The sequence below is a fragment of the Brucella sp. 22210 genome (genome assembly GCF_052045675.1).
Lineage (GTDB): Bacteria > Pseudomonadota > Alphaproteobacteria > Rhizobiales > Rhizobiaceae > Brucella.
In genome coordinates this window covers 458614-471993 of sequence record NZ_JBQEPD010000001.1, presented here as the reverse complement: position 1 = coordinate 471993, position 13380 = coordinate 458614, and the positions used below count along the sequence as shown (strand labels likewise).

Below are 13380 nucleotides of genomic sequence, written 5' to 3'. Positions count from 1 at the left end.
CTATTCCGGACCACCGGGTAACCGGTGGTTTAAACAGTTGTTTTGACACGCATCTCGTCCGAAAACAGTTTCGCGTTCCGGGATGTGTTCTAAGAAACAGAAAGCTTGGCTTTCTTCTCACGCCTGCGCTGAACCGATGAAGCAATATTCATCGATTCCCGATATTTTGCGACAGTTCTTCGCGCAATATCCACACCGTCTTTCTTCAACGCATCAACAATTGCATCGTCAGACAGGACATCATCTGGCTTTTCAGCGTCGATCATCTGGCGAATACGATGCCGAACACTTTCGGAAGAATGGGCGTCACCGCCCTCCGACGAGGCGATGGAAGCGGTGAAGAAATAGCGCAATTCAAACACGCCACGTGGCGTTTCCATGAACTTGTTCGCCGTCACGCGGCTGATGGTGGATTCATGCATGCCCACCGCATCGGCCACCATGCGCAAGTTCAACGGCTTGAGATGGGTGACGCCGTGGCGCAGAAACCCGTCCTGCTGGCGCACGATTTCCTGTGTCACCTTTAAAATCGTTCGCGCGCGCTGATCGAGGCTGCGCACCAGCCAGCTCGCCGTCTGCATGCAATCGGCCAGGAATGTCTTTTCCTCAGCCTTCACCGAAGCGCTCACCTCGGCATAATATTCATTGTTGACGATAAGCCTCGGCATGGCCGCCGGGTTAAGCTCGATGGCCCAGCCACCGTCACGCGAGGGCGTGACGACCGCATCGGGCACGATGGCGTCGGCCACCGCAACTTCGAACAAGGCGCCCGGCTTTGGATCCAGTGTGCGGATCTCGGACAGCATGTCGAGAATGTCGGCCTGATCGACACCACAGAGCTTTTTCAGCGTGGCGAAATCGCGCCGCGCCAGCAGATCGAGATTATCGACCAGTGCCGCCATGGCCGGATCGAAACGGTCCTTCAGGCGCAGCTGGATCGCAAGGCATTCGCGCAGATCGCGTGCAAAAATGCCAGGCGGATCAAAGCTTTGCATCACGGCCAGAACGCGCTCCACCTGCGCGGTCTCCACGCCCAGATTTTGCGCCAGCCCGATAATGTCCACGCGCAGATAGCCGCTCTCGTCCAGCGCATCGGCGAGAGCCATGGCGATGAAACGGTCAGAGGTCTGCGAAAAGGTCAGGGCGATCTGCTCGCCCACAAAGTCAGCAAGCGAGACCCGGCTCGCCGTCACCTGATCAAGATCATATCCGCCACCGCTGCCACTGCTATAGGCATCGAGCGTCGACGATTTCCACTGGGCGGCAAGGTCGGGATTGATCTCGTCATAACGGCCCGGATCGTCGGGAAAAATGTTTTCCAGCGAACTGTCGAAAGTGGTGGAGAGATTTTCAGCGGCGTCCGGCGCATCGGTCTTAAACCAGTCCGCCTGCCCCTCGTCAAACGGGCCGTCCTCCTCCGACTGGCGGTCGTCCGTTGGGTCGCCGCTTGCAGAAGAGCGATCATCGTCACGGGCAGCGTCAGCGCCTGCGAAATCATCATTCGCTGCCTCTATTCTGTCCAGCAGCGGATTCTTTTCAATTTCCAGATCGAGAAAATGCTCAAGCTCAAGATGCGTCATCTGAAGCAGTTTTATCGACTGCATCAGCTGAGGTGTCATCACCAGCGATTGTGACTGACGGAAATCTAGCTTGGGCGACAGAGCCATACGACGCGTTATTCCCCCTGCGAACGACTGGTCGACCAAAACCCCGAGCCGCTATTTCACCCGGCCTTGATGACCGGGGTTTCTCCCTGATCAAAACTGGTATGATCCTTGCTTGTCAATTCAGAATGTGCAGTTTTGGGGCAAAAGGGGAAAATAGTCGCAAGATTGATGCATTTTTTGGAGCGGCTTTTATGTTAGCCAGCTCAAATAGACCCGGAAGCCGAAGCTTGCGGGTCAAATGGATTTTTCAGTCAGGAATAATCAGAGCGTGAACTGATCGCCGAGATAGAGGCGACGCACATCCGGATTGGCAACAATCTCGGCCGGGCGGCCATGGGTCAGCACCTGACCGGCATGGATGATATAGGCGCGGTCGATCAGACCGAGCGTTTCACGCACATTGTGGTCGGTGATCAGAACACCGATGCCGCGACTGGTCAGATGGCGAACGAGCTGCTGAATATCCGAAACCGCAATGGGATCGACGCCCGCGAAGGGCTCATCGAGCAGCATGAAATTCGGGCGCGAAGCAAGCGCGCGGGCAATTTCCAGACGACGCCGCTCACCGCCCGAAAGCGAGATGGCGGGCGCCTTGCGCAGATGCGCAATGTGGAATTCTTCCAGCAGCGCGTCGAGTTCGGAAGCGCGCTTCTTGCGGTCCTTTTCGACCACTTCAAGCACGGCCTTGATATTGTTCTCGACCGAAAGTCCACGGAAAATGGACGCTTCCTGCGGCAGATAGCCGATACCAAGACGCGAACGACGATACATCGGCATGGATGTGACGTCGAAACCGTCAATCTCGATGGAACCGGCATCGGCTGGAACCAGACCTGTCACCATGTAGAAACAGGTTGTCTTGCCGGCACCGTTCGGACCGAGGATGCCAACCGCTTCGCCAGCGCGCACGCCGAACGACACGCCATTGACGACCTGACGACCGCGATAGCTCTTGCAGAGACCGCGCGCGACCAGCGTTCCCTTGAGGCGCGCCGTCTTGCCCGGCTGTGCTGGCATGACGCCATGCGCACCGCCCGAAGAGTCGGCACTCTCGGCAACCGCCTGCGGTTCACCGGCTTTCTTGTTCCAGAACAATCCCACGCGTGACGCCCCGGTCAGTTCTGCTTGGGCGCGGCACCGCCCTGCTGTTGATCCTTCGGCGCCATAATGATCGACACGCGACCCTTGCTGTTCGCGCCGCTCTTGCAGCTTTCGACATTGGCGCGGCCGGTATCGAGATGCGCCGTCAGCTTGCAGCCGGTGACGACATTGTCACCGTCGGTCAGAACGACCTTCGAGCCTTCGAGAATCATGATCTGATTCTTCGCGTCGTAACGGCCGGTATCGCCCGTTGCGACCTGCGTGCCGGACTTCAGGTAAACCTTGCCGGAAATGTCGATGTGATCGATGCTCGACGAATCGAGACCACCAACACCCGCACTTGCCGGTTCTTTCGGGGCTTCGCCCTTATCGTCTTTGGCAGCCTTGTTGTAATAGACGGTCATCAGACCTGCCTTCAGCAGGGCATCGCCCTGCGCAACGGAAACATTGCCGGTGAAAACCGCAACGCCTTCCTTGTCGCGCATTTCCAGCTTGTCGGCGTCGATCTTGACCGGTGCCTTGCTGTTGGAAAGCTTGAGCCCGTTCACTGCGCCGCCTGCGGCTTCCTGCGCCGAAGCGGCAAAAGGAGCGGCAACGATGCCAAGCGCCAGAACTGCGAATCCTGCCCGCATCGTGCGAGCCATAGTGCCCTTGATCATCTTGCCCGTCTCACGTTCCATAAATCTTCAGTCCCCCGAATGCAGGCGCTTAAGCTTTGAACAACCTGCGTCCAGATGCAACATTAAGCACTTTGCCGCCAAATGGGAACATTAGGCTTCACAAAATGCGTACAAAAACAAATCCGCGCCTTCCAAAAAGTACGGTTGAACGCTTGATATGCCCTTATCCAGCGCCCGGTCAGGGCGCCTTGTTTCCCGAAATCACGCTGCCGTCAACGGTCATCTGAACGCGGTTCTCAAAAATCAGAACCTTGCCATTGTCCTTGACCTGCATGCTGTCGGCCAGAATATGCGTATTTCCGTTGCGAATATCGACCGGCTTGTCAGTTGTGATCTGTCCGCTCTTCAGATTGACATCCGCCGAGTGCATCACAGCACGCAAACCTTCATTCGTGGTTACGATAAAGTCCTTATCAAGTTGCAAACGACCATTCGCATTATCGTAAATGCCGGATGCAGCCTCGACTTTGGCCACGCCCCGGTCGCCCACCGGCAATTCGGCCTGAATACCTTCAAGCGTGATGACACCGCTATTGTTGGCTTCCTGCGTCGCCCTGGAAGCGGTCATCGAATAAGGCTTGTTGTCCTTATTATAGCCGTTCAAATGCGGGCTCGACATGACAAGCTTGCCATTTTCGCCGCCCGTATTCATCTCGACCTTGATCGGCGTGGCTGGCGTTGCGAGAAACGTATACCAGGAAAAAACGGCTGCAAGCGCGATGGCGGCAACCGGCAGGGCGGTTTTCAGCACCCGCACGCGAACCGAATGGCGCTGCGCAGCATGAAAAAGCGACTCGGCTTTCTGGGACGCACCAAAACGCACGCCGCCCTTGCCGCGCCCGGAAGGGGCTGCGGTCTGCGCAACAGGGCTGTTAGTGGTGTCGGTAGTCATGACGTCCTTCAGATAATCCACTGTAGTCAATTCAAGAATTTCCAGTCAAAGATCAGAATGCGCTCGATGTAGAGGCTCACTACCTGCAATCAATAGGCGCTCTTTCACTTCAATATGGTTTATTTGGGATAATTTGCCCGGATGCTCAATAGCGTGATGGCGGCGCAAAATATCGCACCTGTCCAAAAAACATAGACAAGCCTTGCTATCTCATTGATAATTCATCGTAATCAGCACAGCCACCAATTAGGTAGAATGCTAATCAACTCTTTGATACCACAAAATGGTCCTGCGTTACAGCGCGACACGCACATGCGTAACTTGCAATTGAACGCCTTGTTTCTGGTTAGAGACAGAATCTCGCACACGAATGTCATGACAATGCAGTTGTGCAGCACTATCTCTTTGAAATGCGTAACAAGATTGAAGCGTCTTGCCGCCTGACTTAATTGAAGGCACAAAGATCGACATGGATTTTCATGACCGCCCATCGAGGCGGGTCGCATTTATAAAGACGAATGGATGGACAGAATGGCCCAGGACGCCGAAGCACTGATCGAAAGACGAAAGCTGCGCCGCAAGCTGACCGTTTGGCGCGTGGCATTTCTGCTTCTGCTCGCCCTTCTCGTCGTCGGTTTCGCCTCATGGTCGATGCGCGGCACAAATTTCACCCAGCCGCACATCGCCAAGGTGCGTATCGAAGGCACCATTTTCGAGAATGAAGAGCTTCTGAAGCGCCTCGACAGGATTGCCAAGAACGATGCGGTCAAGGGCGTGATTCTGGTTCTCGATTCGCCCGGTGGCACCACCGTCGGCGGCGAAGCCATTTATGAAGCCGTCCGTAAAATCGCCGAAAAGAAGCCAGTCGTCACGCAGGTCGGCACGCTGGCGGCGTCTGCCGGTTATATGATCGCCAGCGCTTCCGACCATATCGTGGCGCGGCAGACATCCATCGTCGGCTCCATCGGCGTGCTGTTCCAGTATCCCGACCTTTCCAAGCTTCTCGATATGATCGGCGTGAAAGTCGAAACCATCAAATCCGCGCCGCTGAAAGCGGAACCGAATTATTTCAGCCCGGCCAGCGAAGAAGCAAAAGGCATGATCCGCAATATGATCATGGATTCCTATGCATGGTTTGTGGACATTGTGGAAAAGCGCCGCTCCTTCACGCATGAACAGGCGCTTGCATTGGCCAATGGTGCGGTTTTCACAGGCCGTCAGGCGCTGGAAAAGAAACTCATCGACGAGCTTGGCGGCGAAGACGAAGCCGTGGCCTGGCTCGGCACTAAGGGTGTTTCCACCAAATTGCCTCGTCTTGAATGGAAGCCGGTCAACAGTGAAACAGGATTTTCGCTGCGCGATCTCCTCATTCATGCCGGTGCGCGGCTCATCGGTGTGCCTCAGGAAGCCGATAGTATGCTCAAGGAGATAGCAAAGGATCGCATCTTTCTTGACGGACTTCTCTCGGTTTGGCACGTTGATGGAAAGCCAGACGTAAATTGACGTAAATTCAGCGACCTAACAATGTCTGGCGTCAGGCCTGACAGTACAAAAACAGGAAACAGGGGTTTAAAGCCGTGATCAAATCGGAACTCGTTCAGATTATCGCCAGCCGCAATCCGCATCTCTTTCAGCGCGATGTCGAAAACATCGTCGGCGCGGTTTTCGACGAGATCACCAATGCCCTCGCGGACGGTAACCGCGTCGAGTTGCGTGGCTTTGGCGCTTTCTCGGTCAAGAACCGTCCGGCCCGCAGCGGCCGCAACCCGCGCACCGGCGAAACGGTGGACGTGGAAGAAAAGTGGGTTCCCTTCTTCAAGACCGGCAAGGAACTGCGCGACCGTCTCAACGGCGCCGTCTGATAGAAGATCATGCTGGCAAAACGTATCGTCGCAATCGTCATTCTGGTCCCGCTCGCGGTCATTCTGATCGCGCTGTCGGTTGCCAATCGTGCCACCACGATTCTGACGGTCGATCCGTTCAATCCGGGCAATCCGGCCCTGTCCTACAGCGCGCCGCTGTTCATCTGGCTGTTTGGCGCGTTGCTGGTCGGCGTGGTGATCGGTTCGCTGGTCACCTGGCTAACGCAGGGCAAGCATCGCCGCAGAGCGCGTGATCGCAAGCTGGAAGCGACCCGTCTTCTCGAACGCGCCGAAGCCGCCGAAAGGCGCAACACATCGGTCGCGAACTCCTGAAACGCCCGCTTTTCTCAGGCCCGGAAGCAGAACTTCCGGGTTTTACGGCCTTGAAATGGCCTGCGCACGCGAAAGAACGTCGTTTCCCCCTTCCACACCGGCCTTGTTTATCCTACCTAGACCGCAATCATTGTGATTGGAGTTTCGGGTGAAAGCGCCAAAGGGAAAAGGCAAAAAGCCGTCGGGCGGCAAACAGGATCGCGGTTTCGAACGCGCGAAGCATGATGCGCCGCGTCATGAGAACAAGTTCGATTCTGCCAATCCGGGTAAAGGTTCGGCCTTCAAGAAGCCGCGCCCACAATTTGCCAAGGCCGCACCCAAACCCGTAGCCGCTGAAGAACGCGAACGGGTTGTCGCGCCACTGCGCGAAATCAAGCCCTATACCGGCCCTCGTCCGGGCGAAAAATTGCCGGTCATCCTCGAAACCGAACCATCCGCCGATTATGCGCTGCTCGACAGCGGCAACGGACTGAAGCTTGAGCAATACGGTCCTTACCGCATTGTTCGCCCGGAAGGTCAGGCGATCTGGCTGCCAAGCCTGCCGCAGAAGGAATGGGATCAGGCCGACGCGGTCTTCACCGGCAATACGGATGAAGAAGGCATTGGACGCTGGGCTTTCCCGAAAGTGCCGCTCGGCGAAACATGGCCGATGCAGCATGACGGCATCTCCTTCCACGGTCGCTTCACCTCGTTCCGCCATGTCGGTGTGTTTCCAGAACAGGCCGCGCACTGGTCTTACATGGACGGCCTCATTCGCGACGGGGTAAAATCCGGGCGTAGCGTTAAGGTGCTGAACCTGTTCGGCTATACGGGCATTGCCTCGCTGGTTGCCGCCCGCGCCGGTGCGGAAGTCACCCATGTCGACGCCTCCAAGAAAGCCATTATCTGGGCGCGCGAAAATCAGGAAATGGCGGGGCTGTCGGATAAGCCGATCCGCTGGATCTGCGAAGACGCGATGAAATTCGTGGCGCGCGAAGAACGGCGCGGCAGTTTCTACGACATCATCCTGCTCGACCCGCCCGCTTACGGACGCGGCCCGAGCGGCGAAGTCTGGCAACTGTTCGAGCACCTGCCTGCAATGGTCGATACGTGCCGCTCGATCCTGACGCAGAAGCCGCTTGCCGTGATCCTGACCGCCTATTCGATCCGCGCCTCCTTCTTCGCCATTCACGAACTGATGCGCGACCGGTTCACCGGCCTTGGCGGCACGGTCGAATCGGGCGAGCTTATCCTGCGTGAGCGTTCTGCTGGACGCGCGCTTTCAACATCCATGTTCAGCCGCTGGGTAGCCAAATGAGCCGTAACGACGATTTTTCCAGAAACAGCGGTTCGCGCGGTGATCATGCATCGGGACACTCCAAAGTCGGGCAGGTGAAGGAAGTCACCAGCCTGACCAACCCGATCGTCAAGGATCTGCGCTCGCTGGCATTGAAGAAATTCCGTGACCAGCAAGGCGTATTTCTGGCCGAAGGGCTAAAGCTCGTCATCGACGCGCTGGAGCAGGACTGGCGCATCAAGACGCTGGTTTTCGCCAAATCCGGCAAGGGCAACAAAATGGTTGAGCAGGTTGCCGCCCGCACCTTCGCCAAGGGCGGACTGGTGCTGGAAGTGACCGAAAAGGTGATTGCCGCGATCACCCGCCGCGATAATCCGCAGGTGGTGGTTGGTGTTTTCGAACAGCAATACCAGTCGCTGGCAAGCCTCAAGCCGAAGCATAACGACGTCTATATCGCGCTCGACCGCGTGCGCGATCCGGGCAATCTCGGCACGGTCATCCGCACCGCCGATGCGGTCGGTGCGAAGGGCGTCATCCTGATCGGCGACACCACCGACCCCTATTCGCTCGAAACCGTGCGCGCCACCATGGGCTCGGTCTTTTCCGTACCGCTCTACAAGACGACGGAAAACGACTTCCTCAACTGGCGCAAGGGTTTCTCCGGTCTGATCGTCGGCACGCATCTGAAGGGCGCTGTCGATTACCGCACCATTCCCTATGCCAACAAGCCGGTCGTGCTGATGATGGGCAATGAGCAGCAGGGCCTGCCGGACAATCTCGCCAATGCGTGCGACAAGCTTGCACGCATTCCGCAGGCGGGCCGCGCCGACTCGCTCAATCTGGCAATCGCCACGGGCGTCATGCTCTATGAAATCCGCCGTGAGGCGCTCACCCTGGACGCAAGGGGATAATGATGAAGCGTCACGCGGTTCTGTCTTCGCTTCTCGTCGTCATTCTCACGGTTCTGATTGATCAGGGCGTCAAGCATCTGGTCGAAACCCGCATGGATTACGCCCAGCAGATCGACCTGCTGCCGTTTCTCGCGCTGTTTCGCACGCATAATGAAGGCATCGCCTTCTCGATGCTCGCAGGGTTGCACGACTGGGGTCTGGTGGCGATTACCGCTGCGGTCATCGTTTTCGTGCTCTATCTCTGGTGGACCAATGCGCAGGACCGCGTCTTCGCCCGCTATGGTTTTGCACTGGTGATCGGCGGCGCGGTCGGCAATCTGATCGACCGCGTGATGCACGGCTATGTGGTGGATTATATCCTGTTCCACCTGCCGACGTGGTCTTTCGCCGTCTTCAATTTAGCCGACACCTTTATCACCATTGGTGCTGCACTGATCATTCTGGAAGAATTTCTCGGCTGGCGGCGCGAACGCGCTGCCCGTTGATAAGCTAATATGACGCCCAATTTGTTGCCGGGCGTGGATAACTTGATCGTTATCGGGCTTTCGCATAACGTGAAGATCGTAATTTTAAAGCAATTTGAAGGGGATAAGCGGCACCTATCCGAAATGACACATTGGTGACACGCTTCTGTCATCCTCACGTAGCACTCGCTCTCTAGTACCACGGCAAGCTGCAGTTCATCTGCGCCGCCGTCCTACGAATGAGAAGGCCGATTTCACTGCTTAATCAGTGAGAAAAGGTTCAGGAATACGTGAATAGACAAATCAGGAGCGAATCATCATGACAGTACTGCTTGGAATGGGCCAGCAAATCATTGATGATACGGTCATGTCAGGCTTAGAAGCACAACAGGCGCTATTCGCAACCGGTGATGACCCGATCGTTCTCGGACGTATCGGCTCGCTCGAAGTGCGACTTGCAAACTCCCGTGAAGCCATTGAAGCCGCGCAGGAACTTCGTTTCCGCGTGTTCTTCGAAGAAATGGGCGCGCGCAAGGAATCTATCGAGGCCGTGGAGCTTCGCGATGCCGACCGTTTCGACACGATCTGCGATCACCTTCTCGTTTATGATACTGCCCTGCCGGTCCCTGAGCATAAGCAGATCGTCGGCACCTACCGGCTGATGCGCAGCGATCAGGCCGACAAGGCGCTCGGTTTCTATTCGGCGGATGAATATGACGTGCAGCGCTTAGCGCTATCCCGCCCCAATCTCAATCTGCTTGAGCTTGGCCGCTCCTGCGTGAAGGCGGAATACCGCTCGAAGCGCACGGTCGAACTGTTGTGGCAGGGTGCATGGGCCTATTGCCGTCGCCATTCGATTGACGTGATGTTCGGCTGCGCCTCTTTCCATGGGCCGGTTCCTGCCGCCCATGCGCTTGGCCTGTCGTTCCTGCACCAGAACTGCCGCGCCACGCCCGACTGGGATGTGCGCGCGCTGCCGCATCGCTATCAGCCAATGGACCTGATGCCGAAGGAAGCGATCAATAACAAGGTCGCGCTGTTCTCCATGCCACCGCTGGTCAAGGGTTATCTGCGCCTCGGCGCGATGATCGGCGACGGCGCGGTGATCGATGAAGCATTTGGCACGACCGATGTGTTCATCATTCTGCCGATAGAGCGCATCTCCAGCCGCTACATCACCTATTACGGCGCTGAAGCAAACCGCTTCGTGTAGTCTGTAGATATTCCGGTTCTGACGGCCTGCAAATGGCGGTGTTTTGCGCTTCCGGTGCACATGTACCCAAAAGTACACTCCGCTCCGGGTCGCAAACATCACCATTTTCGGCTCGTCATAACCAGAATCTCAAACAGACTGGGGCGCCCTACCAGGCCAGAACCCCTCACGCCTTTCCGGCCAGTTCCTTCAGCTTGTAGATCAGGTCGAGCGCTTCACGGGGCGTCAGCTCGTCTGGGCTGATGCCCGCCACAGCCTTTGCCAGTTCGCTGTCCTTTGCCGATGCCTGTGGCTTCGGCTTTTCCTGCTGTAGCACAACGGAAAACAGCGGCAGATCATCGATCAGCTTGTCGGCCTTGCCGGATGTTTCACCAGCTTCAAGTTGGTGCAGCACATCGCGCGCACGGTTGACGACTGCTTCCGGCAGACCGGCCAGCCGCGCCACCTGCACACCATAGGACCGGTCGGCAGCGCCCTTGGCCACTTCATGCAGGAAGACGACATCATTGTCCCATTCCTTGACCCGCATCGTAACATTGGAAAGCCGCTCCAGCTTTTCCGACAGCGCCGTCATTTCATGGAAATGCGTGGCGAACAAAGCCCGGCAGCGGTTCTTTTCATGCAGATATTCAACGGCAGCCCAGGCAATGGAAAGCCCGTCGAAGGTGGCGGTGCCACGACCGATCTCATCGAGGATGACCAGCGAACGCTCGCCAGCCTGATTGAGGATCGCCGCTGTTTCCACCATTTCGACCATGAAGGTCGAGCGCCCGCGCGCCAGATCGTCGGAAGCGCCAACGCGGCTGAACAGCCTGTCCACCACGCCGATCTGTGCCGCACCCGCAGGCACGAATGAGCCCATCTGGGCGAGGATCGCGATCAGCGCGTTCTGGCGCAGGAAGGTCGACTTACCGCCCATATTCGGACCGGTCAGCAGCCAGATTGCGCCATTGCCGCCGTCGCTTCGTGGCGATAGATCGCAATCATTGGCGACGAATGGATTGGCTGCCTGACGGCGTAGCGCCTGTTCCACCACCGGATGGCGACCCGCGACGATGTTGAAGGACAGGCTGTCATCAACCAGTGGGCGGCAATAGCCCTGCTCGTCTGCAAGCACGGCAAGCGCTGCCGAAACATCGAATACCGAAAGGGCGGCTGCGGCTGCGCGGATGCTGTCGGCATGGGAAACGGCTTCAGCCGTCAGTTCCTCGAAGATCGCCAGTTCAATCGACAACGCACGGTCGGCAGCATTGGCGATCTTGCTTTCAAGCGCGGCGAGTTCCGTGGTCGTGAAGCGCATGGCATTGGCCATGGTCTGGCGATGGATGAAGCGGCCCTTGGCAGCATCCGTATCGGTCATCGCGCCGGAATTATTTGCCGTCACTTCGATGAAATAGCCAAGCACATTGTTATGCTTGATCTTCAGCGACTTGATACCGGTTTCCTCGATATAGTCGGCCTGCAAGCCGGCGATCACACGGCGGGACTGGTCGCGCAAGGCGCGCATTTCGTCGAGTTCCGTATTGTAGCCCTCGCGCACGAAACCGCCGTCACGCTTCAACAGCGGTAGCTCGTCGGCCAGCGCCCGGTCGACATGCGCCGCGAAAGCCGCAGGCATGGCTTCAAGCGCATCCCGCGCCGCGCCCAACTCTTCCGGCAGAAGCGAACCTTCCAGCAAAGAGACCAGCGTGCCCGCCGCCTCAAAGCCGCGCTGCAAGGCTCCCAGATCACGCGGACCGCCACGCCCCACCGCCAGACGCGACAGCGCGCGCGGCATATCCGGCACACCTTTCAGCTCGCGTCGCAGCGCATCGCAAAGCGCCTGTTCGCTGAGAAAGAACGACACGGAATCAAGCCGCATCGCTATTGCCTTGGGATCGGTCAGCGGTGCGGTCAAGCGCTCGGCCAGAAGCCGCGCGCCACCCCCGGTGACAGTGCGGTCCACCGCCTTGAGCAAGCCGCCATCGCGGTTGCCCGACATGGTGCGAACGAGTTCCAGACTGGCACGCGTTGCCGGGTCGATGAAGATCGTGCCGCCTTCATGCTCGCGCTCCGGCCGCATCAGCGGTGGGCGTTCGGCAATCTGCGTCTTTTCGATATAGGCGATGGCGCCGGAGATGGCCGACAGTTCCGAGCGGCTGAACTGGCCGAAACCATCCAGCGTCGCCACATCGTAATAGCGCTGAATGCGCGTCTGCGCGGCAGCGCTATCGAACAGGGTTGCGGGCTGCGGCGACACTGCCTTGCCGATCAGATCGAAAGACGGGCGCAGTTCAGGATCGTGAAACGCCGTATCGGCCACCACCAGCTCGCGCGGATCAACGCGCATGATATCGGCAAAAAGTCGCTCTTCTGTTGTTTCAGCAACGCGGAATGTGCCCGTCGAAATGTCGATCCAGGCCAGTGCCAGCGCGCGATCGCCCTTGGTGCGGCCGAGCGCCATCAGGAAATTGGCCTCGGAGGGGTCAAGCAGCTTTTCCTCGGTCAGCGTGCCGGGTGTAACCAGACGGATGACGTCGCGGCGCACCACGGATTTCGAACCGCGCTTCTTTGCTTCCGCCGGATCTTCGACCTGTTCGCAGACGGCGACGCGATAGCCCTTGGAGATGAGCTTTTGCAGATAATCATCGGCGGCATGGACCGGGACACCGCACATTGGAATGTCTTCACCCAGATGTTTGCCGCGCTTGGTGAGTGTGATGCCGAGCGCGGCGGATGCTTCCACAGCATCGTCGAAGAACAGTTCGTAGAAATCGCCCATGCGATAGAACAGGAGCGAATCAACATTCGCCGCCTTGATCTCGATATACTGCTCCATCATGGGTGTGAGGCGAACAACCGTTTCCTGCGCGGTATTTTCTTCCGCTTCCGGCTTATCGTTTTCGCCCCGCACGTCCATGCCATAAAACCTTCTATTGTTACGCATTATCCTACGCAAAACCGCTTCGCACTTTTGCTGGAAATGCTTCTTTTATTGCGCG

At 57.6% G+C, this 13380-nt stretch carries 12 protein-coding genes; 7 read left to right on the top strand and 5 right to left on the bottom strand.

What is annotated here, in order from left to right; genetic code table 11:
• Window positions 1-89: 89 nt before the first annotated feature.
• The 4 genes from rpoN to lptC all read right to left on the bottom strand — a co-directional run bounded on the left by rpoN (window position 90) and on the right by lptC (window position 4340).
• On the bottom strand, window positions 90-1667 hold the full coding sequence (gene rpoN, locus ACTJKP_RS02185; protein ID WP_440629527.1) for an RNA polymerase factor sigma-54: 1578 nt from the start codon (window positions 1665-1667) through the stop codon (window positions 90-92).
• A gap of 261 nt (window positions 1668-1928) precedes the next feature.
• A complete protein-coding gene (gene lptB / locus ACTJKP_RS02180) occupies window positions 1929-2768 on the bottom strand; it encodes an LPS export ABC transporter ATP-binding protein (protein WP_078339641.1) in 840 nt (279 codons plus the stop codon).
• A 14-nt stretch (window positions 2769-2782) separates the two neighbouring features.
• Window positions 2783-3448 carry an LptA/OstA family protein gene (locus ACTJKP_RS02175; RefSeq protein WP_078339642.1) on the bottom strand — a complete coding sequence of 222 codons (666 nt, stop codon included), beginning with the start codon at window positions 3446-3448 and terminating at the stop codon, window positions 2783-2785.
• 178 nt (window positions 3449-3626) lie between these two features.
• Window positions 3627-4340 (bottom strand): LPS export ABC transporter periplasmic protein LptC, encoded by a 714-nt coding sequence (gene lptC, locus ACTJKP_RS02170; RefSeq protein ID WP_078339702.1) that lies wholly within the window; start codon window positions 4338-4340, stop codon window positions 3627-3629.
• A gap of 531 nt (window positions 4341-4871) precedes the next feature.
• Here lptC and sppA point away from each other — a divergent pair.
• The 7 genes from sppA (at window position 4872) to ACTJKP_RS02135 (ending at window position 10399) form a co-directional block, all read left to right on the top strand.
• Window positions 4872-5843 (top strand): signal peptide peptidase SppA, encoded by a 972-nt coding sequence (gene sppA, locus ACTJKP_RS02165; RefSeq protein ID WP_440629526.1) that lies wholly within the window; start codon window positions 4872-4874, stop codon window positions 5841-5843.
• Between the two features lie 74 nt (window positions 5844-5917).
• Entirely contained in the window at window positions 5918-6202 is a 285-nt protein-coding gene (locus ACTJKP_RS02160) for an integration host factor subunit beta (RefSeq protein ID WP_061344837.1), read from the top strand.
• 9 nt (window positions 6203-6211) lie between these two features.
• Window positions 6212-6535, top strand: coding sequence for a lipopolysaccharide assembly protein LapA domain-containing protein (locus ACTJKP_RS02155; RefSeq protein ID WP_440629525.1), 324 nt, complete (start codon window positions 6212-6214; stop codon window positions 6533-6535).
• 148 nt (window positions 6536-6683) lie between these two features.
• On the top strand, window positions 6684-7832 hold the full coding sequence (locus ACTJKP_RS02150; RefSeq protein WP_440629523.1) for a class I SAM-dependent methyltransferase: 1149 nt from the start codon (window positions 6684-6686) through the stop codon (window positions 7830-7832).
• A complete protein-coding gene (locus tag ACTJKP_RS02145; RefSeq protein WP_078339646.1) occupies window positions 7829-8722 on the top strand; it encodes a TrmH family RNA methyltransferase in 894 nt (297 codons plus the stop codon). The genes ACTJKP_RS02150 and ACTJKP_RS02145 overlap by 4 nt, the downstream gene beginning before the upstream one ends.
• Window positions 8723-8724: 2 nt before the next feature.
• Complete coding sequence (gene lspA, locus ACTJKP_RS02140; RefSeq protein WP_440629522.1) at window positions 8725-9207, top strand: signal peptidase II; 483 nt, start codon at window positions 8725-8727, stop codon at window positions 9205-9207.
• Between the two features lie 298 nt (window positions 9208-9505).
• The gene (locus ACTJKP_RS02135; protein WP_176168338.1) at window positions 9506-10399 is read left to right on the top strand and encodes a GNAT family N-acetyltransferase; all 894 of its coding nucleotides are present in this window, start codon (window positions 9506-9508) and stop codon (window positions 10397-10399) included.
• A 166-nt stretch (window positions 10400-10565) separates the two neighbouring features.
• On the opposite strand, the gene mutS is transcribed toward ACTJKP_RS02135, so the two are convergent.
• The gene (gene mutS / locus ACTJKP_RS02130) at window positions 10566-13298 is read right to left on the bottom strand and encodes a DNA mismatch repair protein MutS (protein ID WP_440629521.1); all 2733 of its coding nucleotides are present in this window, start codon (window positions 13296-13298) and stop codon (window positions 10566-10568) included.
• Window positions 13299-13380: the final 82 nt, after the last annotated feature.

Bases quoted from the DNA above. Each gene is read 5' to 3' on its own strand.
- rpoN (WP_440629527.1), bottom strand. From the start codon at position 1,667: ATGGCTCTGTCGCCCAAGCTAGATTTCCGTCAGTCACAATCGCTGGTG.
- ACTJKP_RS02175 (WP_078339642.1), bottom strand. From the start codon at position 3,448: ATGGAACGTGAGACGGGCAAGATGATCAAGGGCACTATGGCTCGCACG.
- lptC (WP_078339702.1), bottom strand. From the start codon at position 4,340: ATGACTACCGACACCACTAACAGCCCTGTTGCGCAGACCGCAGCCCCT.
- sppA (WP_440629526.1), top strand. From the start codon at position 4,872: ATGGCCCAGGACGCCGAAGCACTGATCGAAAGACGAAAGCTGCGCCGC.
- ACTJKP_RS02155 (WP_440629525.1), top strand. From the start codon at position 6,212: ATGCTGGCAAAACGTATCGTCGCAATCGTCATTCTGGTCCCGCTCGCG.
- ACTJKP_RS02145 (WP_078339646.1), top strand. From the start codon at position 7,829: ATGAGCCGTAACGACGATTTTTCCAGAAACAGCGGTTCGCGCGGTGAT.
- lspA (WP_440629522.1), top strand. From the start codon at position 8,725: ATGAAGCGTCACGCGGTTCTGTCTTCGCTTCTCGTCGTCATTCTCACG.
- ACTJKP_RS02135 (WP_176168338.1), top strand. From the start codon at position 9,506: ATGACAGTACTGCTTGGAATGGGCCAGCAAATCATTGATGATACGGTC.
- mutS (WP_440629521.1), bottom strand. From the start codon at position 13,298: ATGGACGTGCGGGGCGAAAACGATAAGCCGGAAGCGGAAGAAAATACC.